Origin of the sequence: Gordonia sp. 852002-50395_SCH5434458 (genome assembly GCF_001665905.1) — a bacterium.
Lineage (GTDB): Bacteria > Actinomycetota > Actinomycetes > Mycobacteriales > Mycobacteriaceae > Gordonia > Gordonia jacobaea.
In genome coordinates this window covers 43,092-65,789 of the sequence record NZ_LZTC01000098.1, presented here as the reverse complement: position 1 = coordinate 65,789, position 22,698 = coordinate 43,092, and the positions used below count along the sequence as shown (strand labels likewise).

The window sequence follows — 22,698 nt, the reverse complement described above, 5'->3', positions numbered from 1 at the left end:
GATGTTCCCGCCGGGCAATAGCCCATTGGAAGCGGCGATCCCTGCGCACTCCGCCCACCGCAGTGAATCGTATCGAGATACCCTCGGCCCCTTCATCTTTCCCGCACCACGGCTTACCGAACTGGCGAATATGTTACATCCCGACGGTGAACTCTCGATGAGCCTGACGGTACCCGGCGGACCGACCACCCTCGACGCGGCGTTCGCACAACTCAGCAGCATCCGGTGGGTACGGTTGCGCGCCCTGGAGATCGTCGTCGACGAATCCCACAGTCCGGCATCATTGGTGACTGCGCTCGACGACATCGCAGCCACGCGGCCCGATGTGGAGATCTTCGTCGAGATCCCCCGAGACGAACGTCGAGAGTCATTTCTGCGCGCCCTGAGCGGCACATCGTTCGCAGCCAAGTTCCGAACCGGCGGAGTGCACGCCGACGCCTATCCCGATGAGGCCGAACTGGCCGCGGCCGTCCGCACCGTGGTCGGACATGACATCCCGTTCAAAGCAACAGCAGGGCTGCATCATGCAATCCGAAATACCGATCCGACAACCGGTTTCGAGCAGCACGGGTTCGTGAACCTGATGCTGGCCGTGCACCTGGCAGGCCAGGCCGCCGGCATCGACGAACTCATCGCGGTTCTCGGTGACCGCAACGGGAACCGCATCGCCGAACGCATCGCGACGCTCACCACCGACGAGATCGTCAACCTGCGCTCGCGGTTCCGATCATTCGGCACCTGCAGCGTCATCGAGCCTCTCGACGACCTCGCCGCTCTCGGCCTGCTGCCGACCTCCTACGTCCGCCAAGGAGCAACCCTGTGACCACTATCGACATCCCCGACGATTCACTGTTCGGTCTGGACAATCTGCCGTACGGTGTCTTCTCCACCGCCACCACACCACCGCGGGTCGGCGTGCGGGTCGCCGACACCATCATCGACCTGGCCCGCGCACTCAACGACGACGTCTTCGCCCACCCCAGCCTGAACCCCTTCATGGCACAAGGTCGTTCACGATGGACCGAAGTGCGGCAACAGGTCTCCGCGCTCGCGGCCGGCGACGTCGCCGACGATGCGCTCGCCGATGTCGCGCACACCACGATGCATCTGCCCATCGAGGTCGCCGACTACGTCGACTTCTACGCCTCCGAACACCACGCAACCAACCTGGGGCGATTATTCCGTCCGGACTCAGAACCGCTGATGCCCAACTGGAAACATCTGCCGGTCGGATATCACGGACGATCGTCGACCATTGTGGTGTCCGGCACCGACATCGTGCGGCCGCGCGGCCAACGCAAGATCGCCGGCGACGATCAGCCCTCGTTCGGCCCGTCGGTCCGGCTCGACATCGAAGCGGAGCTGGGCTTCATCATCGGCGTCGGTTCGCCGATGAACAGCCCGATCAGCCCCGACGAGTTCACCGATCACTGCTTCGGTGTTGTCCTTCTCAACGACTGGTCGGCCCGCGATATCCAGGCCTGGGAGTACGTCCCACTCGGACCCAACCTCGGCAAGAGTTTCGCGACGTCGATCTCGCCGTGGGTGGTCACGCTCGACGCCCTGGAGTCGGCCCGGGTCGCCACACCTACGCAGACACCAGCCCCCTTGCCTTATCTGCAGGGCAACCAGAAGTGGGGCCTCGATATCGACCTGGCCGTCGAATGGAATGGGGATGTGGTCTCACATCCCCCATATCGCGAGATGTACTGGTCGCCGGCGCAGATGCTCGCCCACACTACAGTCAACGGGGCCGCAGCCCGGACCGGGGACCTGTTCGGATCGGGCACCATCTCCGGACCGGACCGCGACCAACGTGGCGCCTTCATCGAGCTCACCTGGGGCGGTGCAGAACCCATCGCCGTGGATGGCCACAAACGGACCTTCCTCGAAGACGGTGACACCGTTTCGATCACCGCGTCGGCACTGGGCATCGGCGGCGGCCGCATCGGATTCGGTGAAGTGCGGGGAACCATCAGCGCATCGGCGCCGACCGAATCAGGGCCAACCCGATGAGCAACGACCCGCAGAGTACCGAACCGATGGGCAAGGTGTTCCCGTCTGCGGCGGCGGCCGTCGCTGACATCGCTGCCGGATCGTCGCTGTCAGTCGGCGGATTCGGACTGTGTGGCATCCCGAGCGACCTGATCGACGCGCTGGCCTCGCGCGGTGTCGGCGATCTGGAGATCTATTCCAACAACTGCGGCGTCGACGACTGGGGACTCGGAATTCTGTTGTCGGCCGGACAGATACGACGTATCACCGCTTCCTACGTCGGCGAGAACAAAGAGTTCGCACGTCAATACCTCTCCGGTGAGGTCGAGGTGGAACTGACCCCACAGGGCACCCTGGCCGAACGCATGCGGGCCGGCGGGGCGGGTATTCCAGCCTTCTACACACCGGCCGGTGTGGGTACCCCCATCTCCGAGGGGGGCTTGCCCTACCGGTACGCACCCGACGGCAGCGTCGCCGTCGCCTCGCCACGCAAGGAGGTCCGGATCTTCGCCGGACACGAGTACGTTCTGGAAGAAGCCATTCGATCCGATTTCGCCCTGGTGAGAGCACAATTCGGCGATACCGAGGGCAACCTCGTTTTCAACAAGGCAGCCATGAACTTCAACCCACTCGCCGCGGTGGCTGGCACGATCACCATCGCCGAGGTCGAAACACTCGTAGCCCCAGGTGAACTCAATCCATCGCAGGTCCATCTACCGGGAATTTACGTGCAGCGCATCGTAACGACCGCCATCACCGAGAAGCGCATCGAGAAACGCACGATCAGCGCGAAGGGGGAACCGTCGGCATGAGCTGGTCACGTGAACAGATGGCGGCGAGGGCCGCTGCCGAACTCAGCGACGGTGAGTACGTCAACCTCGGCATCGGGCTGCCCACCCTGATCCCGAACCATCTACCCGACGGGGTACGGGTAATCCTGCACTCGGAGAACGGGATTCTCGGCACCGGGCCCTACCCCACCAGCGACAACGTCGACCCGGATCTGATCAATGCGGGCAAGGAGACTGTCACCGTCAGACCGACCGCGTCCTTCTTCGACTCCGCCACCTCCTTCGGCATGATCCGCGGCGGGCACATCGACACCGCCGTGCTTGGCGGCATGCAGGTCTCACGCTGCGGTGACCTGGCGAACTGGATGGTTCCGGGCAAGATAGTCAAAGGCATGGGCGGCGCCATGGATCTCGTGCACGGCGCCCGACGCGTCATCGTGGTGATGGAGCACACCGACAAATCCGGTGCGCCAAAGATCGTCGACGAGTGCAGCCTTCCACTGACCGGGCGTGGCGTGGTTCATCGCATCATCACCGATCTCGCCGTCATCGACGTCACCAGCGCTGGACTCGTGTTACTGGAAACGGCACCGGGTGTCGGCGTCGACGAGGTGCGAGCCCGCACCGGGGCAGCCCTCACCGAAACTCGCTGAACAGGAGAGCGACACCACAGCAGGGCGGCTCGGCAATCATGCCGAGCCGCCCTATTCGTGTTCGCGATGAACCGGAGCGATGACCGATCCGGCGGTCAGTCGACGCTTCGCAGAACCTGCATCACGCACACCGATCCGGCGCCGAGCAGATGACAAACCCCGACCCGATCGCCGTGTTCGGCGAATCGTCGTCGAGTTTCGTGGATCTGGGCGACACCCGTACCGCCGCTGGCGTGCCCGCGTGCGAGCAGCCCACCGTCGGTGGACACCTCAGGCAGGCCGAAGCGGCGGCGTGAACCGGGACCGAACGCACCGTCGCGCAACAGCTTGTCGGCCTCACCAGGGCCCACGAACCCCATCAGCTCCAGGTATTCGAGTTCCTCGTTGGCGAAGGCGTCATGAACTTGCACCACATCCACATCACGGGGTCGTACGCCGGCTGCGTCGAAAGCCAGTTCGGATGTGCGCGTGGTCATCTCACGTGGCCCCACCACCGCTCCTTCAAAGGTGTGGTGCCGACCGTGGATCTCGCTGCGCAACACCGACGAGGCGAGTTCGGTTGTCGGAATGACCCCGATTTCTCGTGCTCCCTCGGCCGAGGCGAGCACGATTGCTCCCGCACCGTCACCCCACGGCGTACACATCTTTGAGTGCAGCTGTCCAGCAACTACTTTCGATGCGAGAATGTCGTCGACGGTCACTTCGGCGTCGGCCTGGCGCGCGGCGAGCGGGTTACTTCGCGCGTAGTTCCAGTTCTTCGCCGCCACCCGTGCCAGATCCTCGGCCGTGGTGCCGAACTCCTGTTCGCGCTGGGCTGCCCATAAGGCGAATTGGGTAACCGGCGGTAGGAAACCCTGCCGCGCGATTGCCTCCTGCGCGGACGTATCATATTCGGGCACATCGTAACCCAGGACGAGGACGACGTCGTGGTCGCCGGATCTGATGGCCATCCTCGCCTCGTGCACCGCGGCCAGTCCGCTGGCCGAGGCGTTGACCACCTGCTGTACCGGCACTCCGGTCAGACCGAGTTCCTTGGCCACGAAGACCGCGCGCGGGCTGGCACCAAGTGCGACGCCGGCCCACACGCCGTCGACAGCACTGAAGTCGATTCCCGCTTCTGAGAGCGCATCAGCAGCCACCTGCGCTGCCAGATGCCGGCCGCTGCCAGTCGGATGCTTGCCGAAAGCAGACACCGCCGATCCGAGTACATACACTTCACGCACGATCAAACCTCCTACCGCTCTCGGTCACCACGGCCCGATAACTCGCGCCCACCTCATGTGGTCCGGTACCGAGTTCGGTGATCAGTCGGACATCACCGGGGAGATCGACATAGCCGAAGCATCGATCGCCCGCGGAGACGAAAGCCGCAAGCTCGCCGGTGGAAGGCAGCTCGACGTCGTCGAGCCTGACCAGCTCCCCGTCAACGCTAAATGTTCTTTTCGGCCAATAGCATTGGCCGGTTCGAGGATCACGCGACCCCTCGAGGGTGGTGTCGGTGGCGTCGGTGGCTGTCGTGTCGCCAGCCATCAGATCTCCACCGTCACCGCGTCGTAACGGAACAGCCACTCGTACCGGTCGGAGACCTCGTCGGAGGCCCATTCCTTGGACACATAGTCCCGCGCGGCGACCGGATCGGCGAGAACCGGATTGTGAAAGCGCGCGATATTGGCCGTCGAGCCCTCGACGATCGCGGTGGTCCGATCGATTCGAGCCTGTTCGTAGGCGGTCAATGCCGCTGTAGTGTCGGCGATCTCGCTCAGCGCGCGAGCCAACACCATACCGTCCTCGACGGCCATACAGGCGCCCTGGGCAAGGAACGGCAGCGTCGGATGACAGGCGTCACCGAGCAGGGTCACCGAGCCCTTGCTCCATTGAGTCATGGTGGGACGCAGGTTGAGTGCCCACTTCATCGGCGTCGGGATGCCAGTGATCAATGCCTGGACGTCGTGATGCCAACCGGCGAAGTCGCGGGCACACTCGGCGTTGTCGCCGGCCGAGTTCCACGAATCCTGGCGCCAGTCATCACGTTCGACGATGCCAACGAAGTTCACCAGCTTCCCACCCCGCAGTGGATACTGGATTACGTGTCCGTGCGGACCAATCCAATTGGTGCCCTGCGGTTCTCGTAGAGCATCTGGCAGCGTGCCGGCATCGACAACACCGCGCCACGCCATGCACCCGGAGAAGGTGGCCTCGGTCGCGCCGAAGAGCTCACGACGAACTACTGAATGAACACCGTCGGCGCCGACCACCACATCGGCACTCGCTTGGGTGCCGTCGGCGAACTTCAAAGTGGGCCGGTCACCGGTCTGGTCGATACCGGTCAACCGCTTACTCAAAACCAGTCGGCCGGGAGCGATCTCGGCGAACGCATCGATCAGTACCGATTGCAGGTCGGCGCGATGCACCATCAGATAGGGGGAGCCGTACTTTTCCTGCGATACGGCGCCCAGGTCGAACAGTTTCCAGGATTCTCCACTGTCCCATAAGCGAACCCGCTTGCCCTGCGGCACCGAGGCCAGTGCCGCAATGCGATCGAGCACGCCCAGTTCGGCGAACACCCGGGTGGCATTGGCGGCCAGTTGAAGTCCGGCACCAACCTCCGCGAGCCGCTCGGTCTGTTCGTAGACGGTGACGTCGAATCCCCGACGGGTCAGGGCCAGCGCGGCGGTCAGACCGCCGAGCCCGCCTCCACATATCGCAATCTGGTTGTGTTGACTCATTGTTCAGTGTCCTTCGAAGCTCGGGCGGCGCTTCTCGAAGAAAGCAGTGGCACCTTCGCGCATGTCTTGGGTGGCGAACATCTGCTGATGCGCCATCTTCTCCATCTCCAGCGCGCTGTTCAGCGACACCTGCGTGCCGTAGCGGACCACCCGCTTGATCGTCTGCACCGTCAGCGGTGGCAACTTCGCGATCTTCTTGGCAATCTCGAGGGCGCGGTCCTCGGCACTACCGTCGACCACTTCACTGACCAACCCGAGTGACGCGGCGCGCTCGGCGTCGATGGGATCACCGGTGAGCAGCATCAGCATCGCCGGATAGATGCCGATGGCACGCGGAAGGTACTGAGTGCCACCAAGTCCGGGTACCAGGCCCACCTTGACCTCGGGCTGACCGAAGACCGCGTCGCGGCCGGCGATGATGATGTCGCCGTTCATCGCATACTCGCACCCGCCGCCGAGCGCATAACCGTTCACTGCGGTGATCACCGGCTTGCGGCAGCGCGCGATGCCGTCGGTGTATTCCGCGGTCATCCGGTCGACCATCGACGCCGCACCGAACTCACGCAGGTCACCGCCGGCCGCGAAATGGTCGCCGGTGCTGGTCAGTACCACGGCCAGGACCGAGGAGTCGGTGTCGAAACTGTTAAAGGCCTCGTTGATCTGGGCGCGCACCGCCGCGTTGAGGGCGTTGCGGACCTCGGGACGATTGATGCGCACCAACGCGATTCCGTCGGCGGGCTTTTCGATCAGGACTTCGTTCATGGGGCCCTCCCTGTCTGGTGGTTGATTGGTCAGTGGTGCAGCGCTCATCCGACGAGCGCACGCAATTTGTGTTTGGCGACTTTGCCGGCCTCCGACCGGGGGAAGTCGTCGATGACGAAGATCTCGCGCGGCACCTTGGTGGACGAGAGCTGTTCACGCAACTGCTCTTTGAGCCGATCGGCCACGTCGGATTCGGGATGATGCAAACTCACCGCCGCGACCAGACGTTCCCCGAAGACCTCGTCGGGCAGACCGAAGACAGCTCCGTCGCGAACGTTGTCGAGTTGCAGCAGGACATCTTCCACCTCGGCGGGGTACAGGTTGACGCCACCGGAGATGACCATGTCCTTCTTGCGGTCCTTGAGGAACAAGAAGCCGTCGGCGTCGATGAGCCCGATGTCGCCCGACCGGATCAAACCGGCGACGTCGAGATCGTTACGCTCACTGTCGCGGTTGCGGTAGGTGAAATCGGGATAAGTGGTGTTGGCGGCCGCGATCTCACCGATCTCACCGCGCGGCAAGATATTTCCGTCGGCGTCGACGATTTCGATCCGGCACAAGTCGAGTACGCGGCCGGCCGTACCCGGATGGGCGAGGTAGTCCTCGGCACCGGCATAGGTGACCGGGCCGGTCTCGGTGGACCCGTAGAACTCGTTGATCACCGGCCCGAACCATTCAATCATCCTGAGCTTCACCCCGATCGGACATGGTGCACCCGAGTGCACGATGTTGCGGATCGATGAGACGTCGTACTTCGCACGTACCTCGTCGGGAAGCGCGAGGAGTTTGATGAACATCGTCGGGACCATCCACATGTGGGTGATCCGATGCTCGCTGATCATCGCCAGCGCGGTCTCGGCGTCAAACTTGGGTAGGAAGTGGATCTCGCCACCAGTGCGGGCAGCGCCCATCGCCGAACGGATGTAGGCGGTTGGCGCGGAGTGATAGAGCGGGGCGACCAACAGTGTCCGCATACCGTCCTCACTCCCCCATACCGAGCCGACTGATGCGGCCTGGCGGGCGCGTGCCTCGTCATCGGAATGCTGACCGCGCACAACACCTTTTGGCTTCCCGGTGGTGCCCGAGGTGTAGACGACGGCCGGACGTGGCGCACGACGCGGACCCGACCACGGTGTCGCCGATGCCACCATCTCCGACCATCGATACACCGACCCACGCTCACCGATCACCGACGGCGACATCGACATGGCAGCCGCCGTCGGCTCCGGCAGGTCAACGATGACCAGCGGCAGATCCGACGTGGTCCCCGCCACGGCGGTCTGTGCCAGCGCATCGTGAGCAACGAGCGCGCTCAACGACGAATCCTGTTGAACATAGGCCAATTCCGCCGGAGTGCTGTGCCAGCTGAGTGGCACGGTGAAGGCTCCCAGATACGCCAGCGCCTCAGCGCAGATAAGGGTCTCGATCTCATTGACCATCAGCAGTCCGACGGCGTCGCCGTCACCGACGCCGAGTTCGGCGAACCCGGCGGCAATACGACGCGACACGTCATCGAACTCGCGATGGTCGACCACCCGGCCCAGGGAGTGGAAATCCATTCCACCTGAAGACATGTTGTTCCTTACTCTCATCACTTCTATTCCATGGACGCCCGGCGTCAGAGGTCGATCACCAGTCGGTTACCACGACATCCGGAGCAGCAGATCATCATTCGGTCACCGACCTCCTTCTCCTCATCGGTCAGCACGAAGTCCTGATGGTCGGGTTCTCCTTCGAGCACCGCCACTTCGCAGCTCCCGCAGGTACCCGACATGCACGAGTAGTCCGGGTCGACACCGGCCGCGAGGACCGCGTCGAGGATGGTGGAATCCTCGGGCACCTGGATCTCGATCTCCGAGCGCGCAAGCATGACCACGAATCCACCCGCCGCCACCTCGGCAACACTGAAGTCCTCTACATGTGCGCGATCGCCAAGTCCGTCGGCGTATCCCGAGAAGGCCGCGGTAATCCGTTCGGGACCACAGCAATACGCGCCGTCACTGGGTCCGAGTCCGGCCACCACCGCCGCCATATCCAGACGTTTGTCCTCGTCGGAGAAATAGAGATGAACCCGCCCGGGACGTTGCGCCTCCAGCTTCTCAAGCTCGTCGAGATAGGCAGCGGTACTGCGACTCTTGGCGCAGTAGTGCAGCACCCACGCGCGGTCGGCGGATTCGGCGTACTGGATCATGCTCCACAGCGGGGTGATCCCGATGCCGGCCGCGATGAGCACGTGCGTCTCGTCGTTCTCGTCGAGGGCGAAGTCGTTGGTTTGCTCGACGACGGTCAGCTGCGTTCCGGTTGGCAGCGAACACAACTCACGTGAGCCGCCACGTCCGTCGGCTTCGAGTTTGACCGCGATCTCCAGGTGTTTGCGCATCTTGGGTGCGTTGACCAGTGAGTAACTGCGCTCGATACCCGATGGCATCCGGAGGTTCACATGCATGCCAGGGGTGATCTCCGGGGCGTCACGTCCGTCGCATGGCTCCAGCGTCATGGCGTAAATGTCGGTGGCCAGCTCGTTGATGCGGCCGATCCTCACGTCGTACATATCTGTGGTTCCTCAGCTGCTGATCACACGTCGCTGGGTGAACTCGAGCAGTCCTTGTTGCCCGAATTCCACACCGACACCGGACAATTTGGCCCCTCCGAAGGGGACGTGCGGGGCCAGATCGGCGTGCTTGTTGACCCACACGGTGCCGGCGTCGATCCGGCGTGCGACCTCCCGCGCCCGCGTCACATCCGACGACCACACTGAGGCACCGAGCCCAAAGGTGGTGTTGTTCACCCGTTTCACCGCGTCGTCGAGGTCGTCGTAGACCACCACCGGCAGGATCGGGCCGAACTGTTCGTCGTCGACGATCTCGGTTCCCTCGGCGATGTCGGCAACGATGGTGGGTCGCAGGAAGTAGCCCGGCCCATCAATGGCCGTGCCACCGGCGACGATCCGGCCGTCGCGCGCAGCCGACTCCAGCAGGCCCAACAACTTCTGATACTGCTTGGCATTCTGGACCGGCCCGAGGTCGGTGGTCTCCTGGTGTCCGTCACCGACCACCGACGCCTCGGCACGCGTGGCCAGCGCCGCCACGAAAGCGTCGTAGTTCGCGCGATGTACATACACGCGCTTGATCGCCAGGCACACCTGACCGTTGTTGGTGAAGGCCGCACGGAAGATGCTGTCGGCCACCGGTTCCGGGTCGGCGTCGGGCAGCACCAGCGCACAGTCGTTGCCGCCGAGTTCCAGAGTGAGTCGCTTGACGGTGGCGCTGGCACCGGCCATCACGCGTGCACCGGTCTGGGTGGAGCCGGTAAAGCTCACCTTGCGGATAGCCGGGTGCGAGGTGAGTGCGTCCCCGAGATCGTTGTCGTCGACGATGATGTTGAGCACCCCGGCAGGCAGCAGGGGGGCGACCAGCTCGCCGAAACGCAGTGTGGTCAGCGGTGTTGTCGGCGCCGGTTTCACCACCACGGTATTGCCGGCCAACAATGCCCACGGCAGCTTGAACGCGATGGTGAACAACGGGAAGTTCCACGGGATGATCGCTGCGACCGGGCCAAGCGGCAGCTGCTCCACGACGACGTCGCGGTCAGGATCGGCGATGGTGGTCTCCGGGATCTCCAGCGTCGCGGCGTACCGGAAGAACGCGGCGGTGCCGCCGACCTCACGTCGCGCCTCCCGCAACGGTTTTCCCTGTTCGACGGTAATCAGTTCGGCCAGTTCATCGCTGTTGTCGGTGACGACCTTCGCGATGGCGGTCAACGCGTCACGACGTTCGTCGACGGAGGTCTGCGCCCACGCGGGGAATGCCTCCGCGGCGGCGTTGACCGCCTCGTCGAGTTGGCCTCGGGAAGCCCGCGGTGCGTGCGTGACCACCTCTTCGGTGGCCGGGTTGATCACCGGCAGTGTGAGAGCTCCCGGAACGAGCTTGCCGTCGATCAGCAGATTGTAGTCGTTCATTGTTCACCTCTGTTGTGGGACAGTGATATCCGGTCAGGGACATTCGGTCAGGCTGGCTGCGGTGCGAGCATGCGGTATCGGATGGGCAGCGACTTGATGCCGCCCACGAAATTCGTCTCGAGGAGCTGGGCATCGCCGGTCGCCTCGATCCAGTCGATCCGGCGCAGCAGTTCGCCGAACAATGCCCGCATCTCCATCTTCGCCAGGTGTTGGCCGAGGCACTGGTGGACGCCGAAACCGAAGGCGATGTGGCGGTTGGGCTTTCGATCGACGCGGAATTCGTGCGGTGCGTCGAAGGCGTCGTCGTCGAAGTTCGCCGACGGGTAACACATCATCAACGAGTCCCCGGCACGGATCGTCTGTCCGCCGACCTCGTAATCCTCAGTGGCGGTACGGAAGAAGTGCCGCACCGGCGAGGTCCAGCGGATACCCTCGTCGATCGCCAAGTCCAGCAACGAGGGATCCTCGCGCAGCTTGGCGAGTTGCTCGGGGTGGCGCAGAAGTGCGTCGAGCAATCCCGCCGTCGACGAACTGGTGGTGTCGTGACCAGCCAGGGCGACCACGAAATAGTAGGAGTTGCGGTCGAAGTCGCTGATGGGCTGGCCATCGACCTCCGCGTTGGCCAGCAGCGAGACGATGTCCTCACGCGGATCTGCGCGCCGCTTCTCGGTGAGCTCGGTGAAATAGGCGAAGACCTGCTTGGCCGCGGCACCGGCGTCGACGGCCTCGCCGCCGTTGACCTCGGGGTCGTTGCCGGCAAAGTGCTGCTGGGTCAGCCGCAACATGAGCGGCTCGTCCTCCTCGGGCACCCCCAGCAGCAGCATCACCGCGCGCAGCGGATACCAGACGGCGATGTCACGGGCGAAATCGCAACGGCCACCGAAGGTTTCCATGCGATCAACAAATGTCGAGGCCAGTCCCGTCAACTGCTCGTGCATCGCCTTCAACGCGGGCGGCATGAACCAGGACTGGGTGAGCATCCGGTACTTCTTGTGTTCGGGATCGTCCATCTGGATCAGCGTGTGCGATGCCTGCGTCGAGCCGGTGACCGCTCGGATCTGCTCTTCCTCGACCACCGAGCGCAACGCCGTGCGCGGCGCGTTGATGAACAGTTTCTGCTGACGCTCGATCTCGACGACGTCGCTATAGCGGCTCACTGTCCAGAACGGCCGGTAGCCCTCCGGCTCGGTCCACCGGATCGGAGCCTCACGCCGCAACGTCGAGAAGATCTCGTGGTAGCGCGCCATGTCTGCGTAGGTGCGCGGATCGGCGATCGCGTTGCTCAGAGCTTGGTCGTCCATCGTGTCTCCCGAGGTAATGAGGGAATGTGGGGCGGAGCTCATGCATTTACGCAGGTGGCCTACATCACATTCCGGCTGTGAGAGCACGCTAACAGCGCTTGAGAAATTAGAAAAATGAATCCTTGACATACGCGGCATGAGATGTGCGAATATCGACCATATGAACCTGCGTGACCTGGATGTTCGCCTGCTGTATACACTGGAGGCCATCCATCGGACCGGGTCGATTTCGCAAGCCGCTGACGAACTCGGGGTCAGCCAACCCGCCGTCAGCCACTCGCTGCGGCGGCTCCGCACCACCTTCGACGATCAGCTGTTCGTGCGGACACCGACCGGAATGCTCGCCACGCAGCGCGGCGAGTACCTCGCCGGCGCGGCCCGGCGCATCCGTGCGGTCGTCGATGACGAACTCGACTCGTCGTCGACCTTCGATCCGGGCCGGCTTGAGCGGACCTTCCGGATCTTCATGACCGACTCGGCCGAGATGGTGCTGCTGCCGCAGATCATGCACCGTCTGCGGGCGCGGGCACCACGCATCAACATCGCCTCGTCGACCCTGCCGCCGGATGCGATGGTGGAGGCGCTCGACCGGGGTCTGGCCGACCTCGCCGTCGGACCGTTCCCTGAGCTCTCGCAGTCCGGCCTGCGACGCGAGCGGCTCTACCGGCGTGGTTTTCTGTGCCTCGCCGCGCGCGATCAACCCGCGGTCAACCAGCACGGACTGACCCGCGAGGTCTACCTCTCCGAGGCCCACCTGGTCATCCATTCACCCGGCCGCACCCGGGATGTGTTCGAGGAGTTCCTGAGCGAGAACGGATTTGATCGCCGCGTTGCATTGACCGTGCCGCACATGCTGAGCGTTCCCGCGGTGGTCCGCGAGTCCGATCTCATCGCCACCGTCCCGCAGACGGTGGGCACCTTCTTCAGCGGCTATCCCGGCATCCGGGTGTATCCGGTTCCCTTTCACGAGGATCCGGCACCGCCTCGGACCACCGTCGCGCAGTACTGGAGCCGCCACGCCGAGACCGACCCGGCGACCACCTGGCTACGCACCCAGTTCCGCGAGCTCTTCCACGAACCGGACAGCCCACCCGCGTCGACCTCGGACAATTTGTCGGATCTGACCAAGTAGAGCGATCCCGCGCCTGCGGAAACCTCACATTTGGCCAGAAACGTCAAGCGCGCGGAGTGTTTCTTACGAGAAGTGGCGTCTCTGCGCACCGACAACGCACAGTCGATTCCCGTTCGCGTATCGAGTGGATACCGTTGACGCACAAACACTTTCAGCGCGATTGTGGTTGCGTCGACTCGATCGGTACACCGATCAGCATTCACCGCGCGAATAGATCACATCAACGACTGTCATTTGTCAGTCACGCCACACAGTCCTAGCGTCTGGGACACAGATCACGATGATCACGGTCCGCGGCTCGGCCGCTGATTCAGAAGAGGACACCATGCGAACACAAGCCGCCCTGCTGCGCGAAGTACCCGGAAAATGGTCGGTCGAGGAGGTCGAACTCGACGCCCCGCGATCCGGCGAAGTGCTGGTGGAAATGGTGGCCACCGGCCTGTGCCACAGCGACGACCACATCGCCCAGGGCGACATCTACGCACCGATGCTGCCCAAGATCTGCGGACACGAGGGCGCCGGCATCGTCCGCGAGGTCGGCCCGAATGTGACCGGCCTCGAGGTGGGCGACCACGTCCTGACGTCGTTCATCCCGGCCTGCGGGAAGTGCCGCTGGTGTGCGGCGGGCATGCAGAACCTCTGCGACAACGGCCGGCTGATCATGGTCGGCCACCAGATGGACGGCACCTTCCGGATGCACACCGACGACGGCCTCGACGTCTCGGCGATGGGTCTGCTCGGCACGTTCTCCCAGTGGCAGGTCTACGACCAAATCTCACTTCTCAAGGTGGACAAGGATATTCCGCTGGAAATCGCATGCCTGGTGGCATGTGGTGTGCAGACCGGCTTCGGATCGGCCACCACCGCGGGCAATGTCTCGGCGGGTGACGTAGTGGTCATTGCCGGGCTCGGTGGCATCGGCATGAGCGCCGTTCAGGGTGCACGGGAAAGCGGCGCGGCCCACATCATCGCGATCGATCCCGTTGCCGACAAACAGAAGTGGTGCCTGGACTTCGGTGCCACCGAGTCCTACGGCAGCTTCGACGAGAGCGCGGAGCGGATCGCGCACCTGACCAACGGACAGGGCGCCGACGTAGTGATCCTAGCCGCCGGCCTGGTGCCCAACGAACTGATCGGCGCCGGCTTCGCGGCGACTCGAAAGGCCGGCACGCTCGTCGTCACCGGCCTGAGTTCCCACAACGAGGAAGCCATCATCCCAGGCCTGAACGCGAACGTCTTGGCCATGAGCCAGAAGCGGATCCAGGGCGCGCTCTACGGAATGAAGTCACCACGCGAAGCCATGCCGATGCTACTGAACATGTACCGCGCCGGAAAACTCAAGCTCGATGAAATGGTCACCCGCACATACACACTCGATGACATCAACCAGGGATTCGACGACATGCGCGAAGGCCGCAACATTCGCGGCGTCATCCGGTTCTGATCGTCAGCAGCCCAACCACTACGCAGCCCAGTACTCACCAGTCACTCAGAAAGGTTCACTCATGTCCGAGGATACCGATCGTCAAGCAATCGATAACGCCATCGCCGATGCGGCAACGTATTCCAACCCAGAGATCTTCCACGACCTCTACAGCCGACTGCGTCGCGACGAGCCCGTCCGGTGGACGCAACCCGACGGACACAACCCGTTCTGGACCATCAGCCGTTATCAGGACATCATGAATATCGAACGTGCACAACAACAATGGATCGCAGCGCCGCGCACGGTGCTGCGCACCATCGAACGTGAGGAGAGCATCCGGCGGGTCACCGGCTCGTCGCAACCGATGCATTCGATGATGCACATGGATGAGCCCGATCATCGCAAGTACCGTCGGATCACCCAGGAATGGTTCATGCCGCCCAACCTTCGGACACTGACCGACTCGCTCGACGAACTGGCCTCGTCATTTCTCGACGACATGTCCGCTGCGGGAACTGAATACGACTTCGGTGAAGATGTCGCAGCCAAGTACACGATCCGCGCGCTGATGAAGATCATCGGAGTCCCCGCCGAGGACGAGGACTTGATGATCGACATCACCCAACGGTTCTTCTCACCCGCCGACCCGTCGATCAACAAGGGCAAGAAGATCGATCTGGGCAACACCCTGCAGGGCGCCTTCGAGTACTTCAACAATCTCGTCGCGGCCCGTCGTGCCGACCCCCGCGACGACCTGGCTACGTTGCTCTGCAACGCGACGATCGATGGTGAGCCGCTGTCGGATCATGACCGCAACTCTTACTTCTTCCTGCTCGCCATCGGCGGGCACGACACCACGGCGATCTCGCTCAGTGAGTTGCTCCTGGCCCTCCTGCAGCATCCCGACCAGCTGGAACGGCTGCGTGAGGACCGATCGCTACTCCCCACTGCCATCGACGAGGGAATCCGTTGGGGCTCACCGGCCAACCACTTCATGCGCACGGCTACCGCCGACACCGAGGTCGCTGGCACTACCATCCACGAGGGTGAAGCGGTGTTCCTGTGTTACCCGTCGGGAAACTTCGACGAGACCGCATTCGACAACCCCCGCGAGTTCCGGATCGACCGCTCCCCCAACCGCCACCTCGGATTCGGCTTCGGTGTCCATCAGTGCCTGGGCCAGCATCTGGCCAAGCTCGAGATGACCGCGCTGTTCAATCAGTTGCTCGATCGCACCGAATCCATCGAACTCGCCGGTGAGCCAGGACGATTGGCGTCGACCTTCGTCAGCGGCGTGACGTCGCTGCCGATCCGCTACCGCCTGCGTCAGGCACAGCTCGTCTGACATCGGAGCGGATTGGAGGATTCATGGCAGCAGTGCGCAGTCATGCGTGCATCCGACGGCCGGCCGCCGACGTGTGGGCGGCGTTCGCCGATCCCACCGCGATCCGCTGGTGGTTCCCCGGCGTGCAGAACGTCGAATTCGACGGCACCACAAGGACAGTGACCATCGAGGGCCGCGGCACCCTGGTGGAGGAGGTACTCTCCTGCGATGACGCGATCCGCCGATTCCGGTACCGGATTGTCGGCGGAAACCCTTCGTTGACTTCACACGTGGGTGTCGTCGATGTCATCGCCATCGACGACGACAGTTCCCTGGTGGTTCACACCAACGATGTCACACCGGACGTGGCCGCCGAACGTATCGCAATGGTGATTGAGAACGCGGTGGCCGCGCTGCGTGAGTTCATGGAAAGAGAAACCGTATGACCGAACAGTCCACCTACGAACCCAGCCCGTCGGAGATGGTTCGAGAACAAGTCGCGAAGTACGAATCCTCGGGCGGCACAGAGGGAAACACCCTCGCTGGTGTACCTGTCGTCGTGATGACGATGCGCGGTGCCACCAGCGGCAAGATTCGTAAGGTGCCCGTCATGCGCGTCGAACACGACGGGCAGTACGCGGCCCTGGCGTCCAAGGGCGGCGCTCCGACGCACCCGGCGTGGTACCGCAATTTGTTGGCCGATCCGCAGGTCACGGTGCAGGACGGCCCGACGTCGAAGACCTATCGGGCCGAGGTCGTCACCGGCGACGAGCGCGACGAATGGTGGGATCGTGCCGTCGCGATCTGGCCGGCCTATAACGACTATCAGGCCAAGACCAACCGGAAGATCCCGGTGTTCGTGCTGCGCCCACAGAGCGAGCAGTGAGTTCGTCGATCGAGTCCGTGCACCGCGCCGACGTCGTCGACGAGGTGCTTTCGGAGCGGTTCAGTTGTCGCGCGTACGAGGATCGCCAGGTGCCGCGGGCCACGATCGAACGCATCCTGACCGGCGCGCAACGCAGCGCCTCATGGTGCAACACCCAGCCGTGGAACGTCATCGTCACCTCTGGAACTGCCACCGACGACATGCGCACCGCACTCGTCGACCATGTAAAGTCTGGCACAGCAACGGGTTTCGACTTCCCGCCACCTACCGACTACGTCGGCGTCTACCGCGACCGTCGGCGCGAATGCGGTTGGCAGCTCTATGAGGCGGTGGGCATCGAACGTGGTGACCGCGCGGCATCGGCACGACAGGGCCTGGAGAACTTCCGCTTCTTCGGCGCACCACATCTGGCGTTGATCACCACCGACGCGACCCTCGGTGTGTACGGCGCGGTCGATACCGGCGTCTACGTGTCCACTTTCCTGACCGTCGCACAAAGCCTGGGTGTGGCCACCATTGCCCAGGCGGCCGTAGCGAACCACTCGGAGTTCTTCCGCGAGTACTTTTCCATCCCCATCGATCGAAAGATCCTGTGCGGCATCTCTTTCGGGTTCGCTGACACCACGCACCCGGCCAACGGCTTCCGCACCACCCGCGCACCTCTTGACGATGTGGTGACCTGGATCGGTGACTGAGCCGGACACAGTCGACGCGTAGGCGTGCCCAGTCAACGTGGGACCGCACCAGTCGACGCGCGGGAATGTGGCACGTCACGGCTGACCGGTGCACCAGCGTCGGCGCCGAGAAGACCGTCGTGCACTGAGCGCCCGCATTGCCGGATGCGTGTCAACAACTCCGTAGATCTGGTCGCATATAGCGACCAGATCTACGGAGCTGTGGGGCGCACTGTGGATCTCGATACGCGTCGGGCTCACTGCGTTCGCTCGTCGCTACTCGATCAGCGCGAGGCATCGATCCGCGCAAAAGGTTGCGCTGCTTCGAGTTCGAATGCCAACTCGAGGAGGGTCCGCTCGTCTCCGACGTCGGCGGAGAAGTGGACCCCCAGTGGCAGTCCGGCGTCGGTTTGCGCCAACGGCAGGCTGATGCCGGGCGTACCGGAGGTGTTGTTGATCGGCGTGAACGAGACGTATCGCATCAACCGCTCGAAGACGACGTCGAAATCGCCTGCGGGGTCGAGGTATCCGATCTCGGGAGTGGTGTGCGCGAGTGTCGGCGAGAGCACCACGTCGAACCGCGTGAACATCTCCCGAAACGTCGCGGTGGAGCGTGTGAGCGCGCGGATCATCGCGGGGGTGTGCCACATGCGACGCAGATACTTCCGCGACAGTCCGCGCGTGAACGCATCGAGCTGTGATCGCTCGAATCCCTTGCCGTAGGACCGTTTTCCGAAGTGGTCGATGAAGAAGGCCAGCAGCGCCCAATACTCGGTGAAGTCGTCGACGTATCGCCTGTCTACGGGGACCGGCACATGTTCGACGCCGTGCCCGAGCGACTCGAGCAGTTCGGCGACGCCTGCGACGGCGGTCTCGGTGTCGCGGTCGAGCAACTTCCGGTGATCGGTTCGGTCATCATCGCGACGCGGAGCTGACGTCGACTCTCGCCGGCCACGAGACCAACGGCGGGCAGATCGGCTGCAGACCGGTACTTTTCGGCATCGGCGAGGAAGTGTGCGGTGTCGCGCACCGAGCGGCTCACGATTCCGTTGGCAATCAGGTCGATCGGCATCTGCTCGGATTCCGCCGTCAGCAGCAGCCGTCCCCGACTCGGCTTGAAACCCACCAGGCCGCAGGCGGCCGCGGGGATACGGATCGACCCGCCTCCGTCGTTCGCGTGCGCGATCGGGAGCGCGCCTGCCGCGACCAGGGCGGCCGACCCTCCTGACGAAGCGCCACAGGAGAGTTCGGTGTTCCACGGATTGCGGGTGGGCGGCCTGTCGACGAATTCCGTTGTCGCGGTGAGCCCGAAGGCGGGCAAGGTCGACGCACCGACGATGTTCACACCGGTTGAGACGAACTGTTCGAGGAGCGGTTCGGTGGTCGACGCGGGGGTGTCAGGAGTAGCGGCAGAGCCGTTACGAGTCGGAATCCCGGCAAAGTCCGTGTTGTTCTTGACGATCGAGGGCACCCCCGCGAACGACCCCGCACCGAAATCGGCCTCGACGGCGCGTGTGCGGGCGCGCTCACGATCGTCGAAGGCGACCGCATTGAGCGTCGAGTTCACCGCGTCGATGCGGTCGAGCGCCGCGTCGACCGCTTCAACCGCCGAAATCTCGCCTGCGGCAATGGCCGCGCCGACACCTACCCCGTCGAGTTCGCCCAGCGCATCGTCGCGGAAGGCATGTACGTGCTGCATGGCCCGAAGCCTAGCCGCAGCGGACCGCCGTCAGGACACAATCAGTTCGCAACAGTTCACCGCACCCCAGCTCACCGAACCGCTACCGAACCATGGCCATGACGTCGGCGGCGAGGTCGGTGGCGTAGTCGTCGTCGATCGGCAGCGCGAAGACCGCATGGTGATAGAGCGGGGCGATGATGTGGTTGAGCACCTGCGGCACGCTGGGTGCGCTCTCGCCGCGCGCGGTGGCGCGGTCGATCATCTCCGTCGCCTGCTCCCGCCGGATCTCCCAGCAGGGACACACCTCGACAATGCCGTCGCGAGCCGACGTCATCGCCCGCAGATACGCACGACGTTTCGGACGGCTGATGTCGGCGGCGATGATCCGCGACCAGTCGGCGAGGTCGTCGGTGAATGTGCCGTGATCGGGCAGTTCCTCGCCCTGCGTCAGCGCGGCGACCGCGACCTCCTCGAGTAGATCGCCGATGGTCCCCCAGCGTCGATAAATGCTTGTGGGATTCACTCCCGCCAGCTCGGCGACCTGCGGGATGGTCATCGTCTCCCGCTCTCCGCTTCCTACGAGCTGACCGACAGCCGTGAAGACCGCACTCTGCACGCGAGCGCTCCGGCCACCGGGACGCTTGCCGTGCGATGGGGCCGTTGATGGAACGGTCTTCGACGCTGCGCTTTCCATCGACGATCTCTCCGTTGCCTGCGACGTTCCAGCCATGTCACCATTATTGCAAATCCCATTGCTTTTAGAACAGCGACCGCATACATTGGCCTTAATGCAATCAGCTTTGCCTTAGGAGACACGGTCGTGACCGCAACGTTGGAGAACACCGCTCGACGCCGCCGCGGCGCGCGGCCGCTGCACCCGCACCGCGCTTTCTGGATCGTCACCGCAACCATGATCACGGTGCTGTTCGCGTCGGCAGCCCCCTCCCCCCTTTACCCCGTCTACCAGCAGTTATGGGGATTCTCGCCGTTCACCCTGACCGTGGTGTTCGCGATCTATGTCGCAACCATGCTGGTCAGCCTGCTCACCGTCGGCTCGCTGTCGGATCACATCGGCCGACGCCCGGTCCTCGCGGTCGCGCTCGTGCTGCTCATCGGCAGCATGGTGTTGTTCGTCGTGGCCGACAGCGTCGGACTCCTGATCGCCGCACGGGCCCTACAGGGACTCGCGACGGGAGCGGCGATCGGCACGCTGACCGCCACGGTCGTCGACATGCAGCCGTCGGAGCGACTGGGCTCGGCGATCACCGGCGCGGGACCCACACTCGGACTGGCGGCAGGCGTCGTCGTTGCAGGCGTGCTGGTCCAGTACGCACCCGCGCCGCGATTCCTCGTCTACGAGGTGACGCTGGCGGTGTTCGCGATTTTGCTTGTCGCACTTCTGATCATCCCGGAGACGTCGGAACGCGTCGGCTTCGATTCCCGCCGCCATCTGTGGCGAACGCTCGCGCCGCAGGCGTCCGTGCCGTCGGCTTTGCGGAAGCTGTTCGTCACCGCAATCCCGGCCTTCGTGGCGACCTGGTCGATGGGAGGCCTCTACCTCTCGCTTGGTTCATCGGTGGTGGCGCGTGTGTTCGGCATCGCCAATCACGGAGCAGCAGGCGCAGTTCTGTTCGTATTCTTCGCCTCCGGCGCAGTCACCTCGCTGGCGATCACCACCTGGGACGCCAGTACCAAACTCGCTTACGGCTATCCCGCACTCGCCGGCGGCGCGATCATCTCTCTGGCGGGCGTCCTCACGTCGATGCTTCCGCTCTACATCGTCGGGTCGATCATCGCGGGTTCCGGTTTCGCGGCTACGTTCCTCGGGGCACTCGACAACCTGAGCAGCCAAACCCCGTCACATCAGCGCGGGCAGGTGTTCTCGGCAGTCTTCATCACGAGCTACATCGCCTTCAGCGTTCCCGCGGTGATCGCGGGACTCGTGGTGTCGCACATCGGTCTGCAGGAGACCGTCGTCTGCTACGTCGCCTATGTCCTCGCCGTCACCGTGTTCGGCGCACTCGTCACCGCATGGACGCGAACCAGAGACAATCGCGTTCGCGCCTGAGGCGTCGTCACTGACCCAACGCCACGGACCCGCCTCACTACGATGAGGACTCAGAATGCAGCGACAGCGTGGCCGAGATCACGATCTGGAGGAATCTCGCGGGGCCGCACTTTCGCAGTACAGGTGCCACAGGGTAAGACTGGTTACATGCACTTGAAGTTCGATTCAGATGAACAGAAGTTCCGCGAAGAACTCCAGAGCTTCTTCACGACGAAGATCCCCGAGGAGATCCGTCAGCGTGCTGCCGCAGGCACGCTGAACCTGCCCGACGACATCGTCACCACCCAGCGCATCCTCAATGCCGAGGGCTTGGCCACACCCGGCTGGCCGAGCGAGTGGGGTGGCCGCGATTGGACGCCGATCCAGCGCAACATCTACCACGATCAACTCAGCCTGAACTTCGTGCCCGATCCTCTGACGTTCAACGTCAACATGGTCGGACCGGTCATCGCGACGTTCGGTTCACAGGAGATCAAGGAACGATTCCTCCCGAAGACCGCCAACCTCGACATCTGGTGGTGCCAGGGCTTCTCCGAGCCCGAGGCCGGCTCCGACCTCGCGTCACTCAAGACCCGCGCCGTCCGCGACGGCGACCACTACATCGTCAACGGCCAGAAGACCTGGACCACGCTCGGACAGTACGCCGACTGGATCTTCTGCCTCGTGCGCACCGACCCCGACGTCAAGAAGCAGGCGGGTATCAGCTTCCTGCTCATCGATCTCGACACCCCGGGCATCGAGATGCGTCCGATCAAGCTCATCGACGGCAGCGTCGAGGTCAACGAGGTCTTCTTCAACGACGTCAAGGTGCCTGTCGAGAATCTCGTCGGCGAGGAGAACGCCGGCTGGACCTACGCCAAGTTCCTGCTCGGCAACGAGCGCACCGGTATCGCACGCGTCGGCTGGACCAAGACCAAGCTCGCCGAGGCCAAGAAGCTCGCCGCCGCAACGAAGACCGCGACCGGCACCTTGATCGACGACCCGCTGTTCGCCGCGCGCCTCGCCGAACTCGAAACCGAACTGCTCGCGCTGGAGGTCACCCAGCTGCGCGTCGTCGCAGGCTCTGCCGACGGCAAGCCGAATCCGGTGTCGTCACTGGTCAAGCTGCGTGGCAGTGAGCTGCAGCAGTCGGCAACCGAGTTGCTCGCAGATGTTGCGGGCGCGCGCGGATTGGCCGTTGACGCGCCGGGCGTCGGAACTCCGGAGTGGGCGCAGCTCGCGGTGCCCGAATACCTCAACTACCGCAAGGTGACCATCTACGGCGGTTCGTCGGAGGTCCAGCGCAGCATCATCTCGTCGTCGATCCTCGGCCTGTAGCCCG

Annotated in this window: 21 protein-coding genes and 1 pseudogene; 12 read left to right on the top strand and 10 right to left on the bottom strand. The window is 63.8% G+C overall.

What is annotated here, in order from left to right; translation table 11 throughout:
• The first annotated feature begins 1 nt into the window (after position 1).
• Genes A5785_RS21165 through A5785_RS21150 form a run of 4 tightly spaced genes read left to right on the top strand, consistent with a single transcriptional unit; the run spans position 2 to position 3,439 of the window.
• Positions 2-823: a hypothetical protein gene (locus A5785_RS21165; protein ID WP_156525555.1), complete on the top strand. Its 822-nt coding sequence runs from the start codon at positions 2-4 to the stop codon at positions 821-823.
• Positions 820-2,016, top strand: a complete 1,197-nt coding sequence (fahA, locus tag A5785_RS21160; protein WP_064869098.1) for a fumarylacetoacetase — start codon at positions 820-822, stop codon at positions 2,014-2,016. The genes A5785_RS21165 and fahA overlap by 4 nt, the downstream gene beginning before the upstream one ends.
• Positions 2,017-2,042: 26 nt before the next feature.
• Positions 2,043-2,807 carry a CoA transferase subunit A gene (locus tag A5785_RS21155; RefSeq protein WP_064869182.1) on the top strand — a complete coding sequence of 255 codons (765 nt, stop codon included), beginning with the start codon at positions 2,043-2,045 and terminating at the stop codon, positions 2,805-2,807.
• Positions 2,804-3,439 carry a CoA transferase subunit B gene (locus tag A5785_RS21150; protein ID WP_064869102.1) on the top strand — a complete coding sequence of 212 codons (636 nt, stop codon included), beginning with the start codon at positions 2,804-2,806 and terminating at the stop codon, positions 3,437-3,439. Before A5785_RS21155 ends, A5785_RS21150 begins: the two co-directional genes overlap by 4 nt.
• A gap of 95 nt (positions 3,440-3,534) precedes the next feature.
• Here the strand turns inward: A5785_RS21150 and A5785_RS21145 are convergent, their stop codons facing one another.
• The 8 genes from A5785_RS21145 to A5785_RS21110 are packed head-to-tail and all read right to left on the bottom strand — an operon-like array spanning position 3,535 to position 12,186.
• Positions 3,535-4,662 carry a thiolase family protein gene (locus A5785_RS21145; RefSeq protein WP_197494479.1) on the bottom strand — a complete coding sequence of 376 codons (1,128 nt, stop codon included), beginning with the start codon at positions 4,660-4,662 and terminating at the stop codon, positions 3,535-3,537.
• Positions 4,655-4,969: a hypothetical protein gene (locus A5785_RS21140; RefSeq protein WP_064869105.1), complete on the bottom strand. Its 315-nt coding sequence runs from the start codon at positions 4,967-4,969 to the stop codon at positions 4,655-4,657. Before A5785_RS21140 ends, A5785_RS21145 begins: the two co-directional genes overlap by 8 nt.
• On the bottom strand, positions 4,969-6,165 hold the full coding sequence (locus A5785_RS21135; RefSeq protein ID WP_064869109.1) for an FAD-dependent monooxygenase: 1,197 nt from the start codon (positions 6,163-6,165) through the stop codon (positions 4,969-4,971). The genes A5785_RS21140 and A5785_RS21135 overlap by 1 nt, the downstream gene beginning before the upstream one ends.
• A gap of 3 nt (positions 6,166-6,168) precedes the next feature.
• Complete coding sequence (locus tag A5785_RS21130) at positions 6,169-6,927, bottom strand: enoyl-CoA hydratase-related protein (protein WP_064869112.1); 759 nt, start codon at positions 6,925-6,927, stop codon at positions 6,169-6,171.
• A gap of 44 nt (positions 6,928-6,971) precedes the next feature.
• Positions 6,972-8,501: an AMP-binding protein gene (locus tag A5785_RS21125; RefSeq protein ID WP_064869115.1), complete on the bottom strand. Its 1,530-nt coding sequence runs from the start codon at positions 8,499-8,501 to the stop codon at positions 6,972-6,974.
• Positions 8,502-8,545: 44 nt separating this feature from the next.
• Positions 8,546-9,478: a PDR/VanB family oxidoreductase gene (locus A5785_RS21120; protein ID WP_064869118.1), complete on the bottom strand. Its 933-nt coding sequence runs from the start codon at positions 9,476-9,478 to the stop codon at positions 8,546-8,548.
• 12 nt (positions 9,479-9,490) lie between these two features.
• Positions 9,491-10,885, bottom strand: a complete 1,395-nt coding sequence (locus tag A5785_RS21115) for an aldehyde dehydrogenase family protein (protein WP_064869121.1) — start codon at positions 10,883-10,885, stop codon at positions 9,491-9,493.
• Positions 10,886-10,932: 47 nt separating this feature from the next.
• The gene (locus A5785_RS21110) at positions 10,933-12,186 is read right to left on the bottom strand and encodes a cytochrome P450 (RefSeq protein WP_065181032.1); all 1,254 of its coding nucleotides are present in this window, start codon (positions 12,184-12,186) and stop codon (positions 10,933-10,935) included.
• 160 nt (positions 12,187-12,346) lie between these two features.
• Here A5785_RS21110 and A5785_RS21105 point away from each other — a divergent pair, with 160 nt between their 5' ends.
• From A5785_RS21105 to A5785_RS21080, 6 genes are all read left to right on the top strand, one after another.
• On the top strand, positions 12,347-13,318 hold the full coding sequence (locus A5785_RS21105) for a LysR family transcriptional regulator (protein WP_064869127.1): 972 nt from the start codon (positions 12,347-12,349) through the stop codon (positions 13,316-13,318).
• A gap of 325 nt (positions 13,319-13,643) precedes the next feature.
• Positions 13,644-14,762 carry an NDMA-dependent alcohol dehydrogenase gene (locus tag A5785_RS21100; protein ID WP_064869185.1) on the top strand — a complete coding sequence of 373 codons (1,119 nt, stop codon included), beginning with the start codon at positions 13,644-13,646 and terminating at the stop codon, positions 14,760-14,762.
• Positions 14,763-14,823: 61 nt separating this feature from the next.
• A complete protein-coding gene (locus A5785_RS21095; RefSeq protein WP_064869126.1) occupies positions 14,824-16,089 on the top strand; it encodes a cytochrome P450 in 1,266 nt (421 codons plus the stop codon).
• A 23-nt stretch (positions 16,090-16,112) separates the two neighbouring features.
• Entirely contained in the window at positions 16,113-16,514 is a 402-nt protein-coding gene (locus A5785_RS21090; protein WP_064869123.1) for an SRPBCC family protein, read from the top strand.
• On the top strand, positions 16,511-16,954 hold the full coding sequence (locus tag A5785_RS21085; RefSeq protein WP_064869120.1) for a nitroreductase family deazaflavin-dependent oxidoreductase: 444 nt from the start codon (positions 16,511-16,513) through the stop codon (positions 16,952-16,954). Before A5785_RS21090 ends, A5785_RS21085 begins: the two co-directional genes overlap by 4 nt.
• On the top strand, positions 16,951-17,649 hold the full coding sequence (locus A5785_RS21080; RefSeq protein WP_064869116.1) for a nitroreductase: 699 nt from the start codon (positions 16,951-16,953) through the stop codon (positions 17,647-17,649). Before A5785_RS21085 ends, A5785_RS21080 begins: the two co-directional genes overlap by 4 nt.
• A 263-nt stretch (positions 17,650-17,912) precedes the next feature.
• On the opposite strand, the pseudogene A5785_RS21075 reads toward A5785_RS21080, so the two are convergent.
• Together A5785_RS21075 and A5785_RS21070 are read right to left on the bottom strand one after the other, a co-directional pair.
• Positions 17,913-19,327 (bottom strand): annotated as a pseudogene (locus A5785_RS21075) (amidase).
• Between the two features lie 82 nt (positions 19,328-19,409).
• Complete coding sequence (locus A5785_RS21070; RefSeq protein WP_064869113.1) at positions 19,410-20,003, bottom strand: TetR/AcrR family transcriptional regulator; 594 nt, start codon at positions 20,001-20,003, stop codon at positions 19,410-19,412.
• A 126-nt stretch (positions 20,004-20,129) separates the two neighbouring features.
• Between A5785_RS21070 and A5785_RS21065 the strand changes: the two genes are divergently transcribed.
• Entirely contained in the window at positions 20,130-21,377 is a 1,248-nt protein-coding gene (locus tag A5785_RS21065; RefSeq protein ID WP_231894130.1) for an MFS transporter, read from the top strand.
• Between the two features lie 147 nt (positions 21,378-21,524).
• Positions 21,525-22,694, top strand: a complete 1,170-nt coding sequence (locus tag A5785_RS21060) for an acyl-CoA dehydrogenase family protein (protein WP_064869110.1) — start codon at positions 21,525-21,527, stop codon at positions 22,692-22,694.
• Positions 22,695-22,698: the final 4 nt, after the last annotated feature.

Excerpts from the sequence above, each read along its gene's own strand:
- A5785_RS21085 (WP_064869120.1), top strand. The coding sequence starts at position 16,511 with ATGACCGAACAGTCCACCTACGAACCCAGCCCGTCGGAGATGGTTCGA.
- A5785_RS21060 (WP_064869110.1), top strand. The coding sequence starts at position 21,525 with ATGCACTTGAAGTTCGATTCAGATGAACAGAAGTTCCGCGAAGAACTC.
- A5785_RS21115 (WP_064869121.1), bottom strand. The coding sequence starts at position 10,885 with ATGAACGACTACAATCTGCTGATCGACGGCAAGCTCGTTCCGGGAGCT.
- A5785_RS21110 (WP_065181032.1), bottom strand. The coding sequence starts at position 12,186 with ATGGACGACCAAGCTCTGAGCAACGCGATCGCCGATCCGCGCACCTAC.
- A5785_RS21095 (WP_064869126.1), top strand. The coding sequence starts at position 14,824 with ATGTCCGAGGATACCGATCGTCAAGCAATCGATAACGCCATCGCCGAT.
- A5785_RS21165 (WP_156525555.1), top strand. The coding sequence starts at position 2 with ATGTTCCCGCCGGGCAATAGCCCATTGGAAGCGGCGATCCCTGCGCAC.
- A5785_RS21135 (WP_064869109.1), bottom strand. The coding sequence starts at position 6,165 with ATGAGTCAACACAACCAGATTGCGATATGTGGAGGCGGGCTCGGCGGT.
- A5785_RS21155 (WP_064869182.1), top strand. The coding sequence starts at position 2,043 with ATGGGCAAGGTGTTCCCGTCTGCGGCGGCGGCCGTCGCTGACATCGCT.
- A5785_RS21120 (WP_064869118.1), bottom strand. The coding sequence starts at position 9,478 with ATGTACGACGTGAGGATCGGCCGCATCAACGAGCTGGCCACCGACATT.
- A5785_RS21090 (WP_064869123.1), top strand. The coding sequence starts at position 16,113 with ATGGCAGCAGTGCGCAGTCATGCGTGCATCCGACGGCCGGCCGCCGAC.
- A5785_RS21100 (WP_064869185.1), top strand. The coding sequence starts at position 13,644 with ATGCGAACACAAGCCGCCCTGCTGCGCGAAGTACCCGGAAAATGGTCG.
- A5785_RS21140 (WP_064869105.1), bottom strand. The coding sequence starts at position 4,969 with ATGGCTGGCGACACGACAGCCACCGACGCCACCGACACCACCCTCGAG.
- A5785_RS21150 (WP_064869102.1), top strand. The coding sequence starts at position 2,804 with ATGAGCTGGTCACGTGAACAGATGGCGGCGAGGGCCGCTGCCGAACTC.
- A5785_RS21105 (WP_064869127.1), top strand. The coding sequence starts at position 12,347 with ATGAACCTGCGTGACCTGGATGTTCGCCTGCTGTATACACTGGAGGCC.
- A5785_RS21070 (WP_064869113.1), bottom strand. The coding sequence starts at position 20,003 with ATGGAAAGCGCAGCGTCGAAGACCGTTCCATCAACGGCCCCATCGCAC.
- A5785_RS21130 (WP_064869112.1), bottom strand. The coding sequence starts at position 6,927 with ATGAACGAAGTCCTGATCGAAAAGCCCGCCGACGGAATCGCGTTGGTG.
- A5785_RS21125 (WP_064869115.1), bottom strand. The coding sequence starts at position 8,501 with ATGTCTTCAGGTGGAATGGATTTCCACTCCCTGGGCCGGGTGGTCGAC.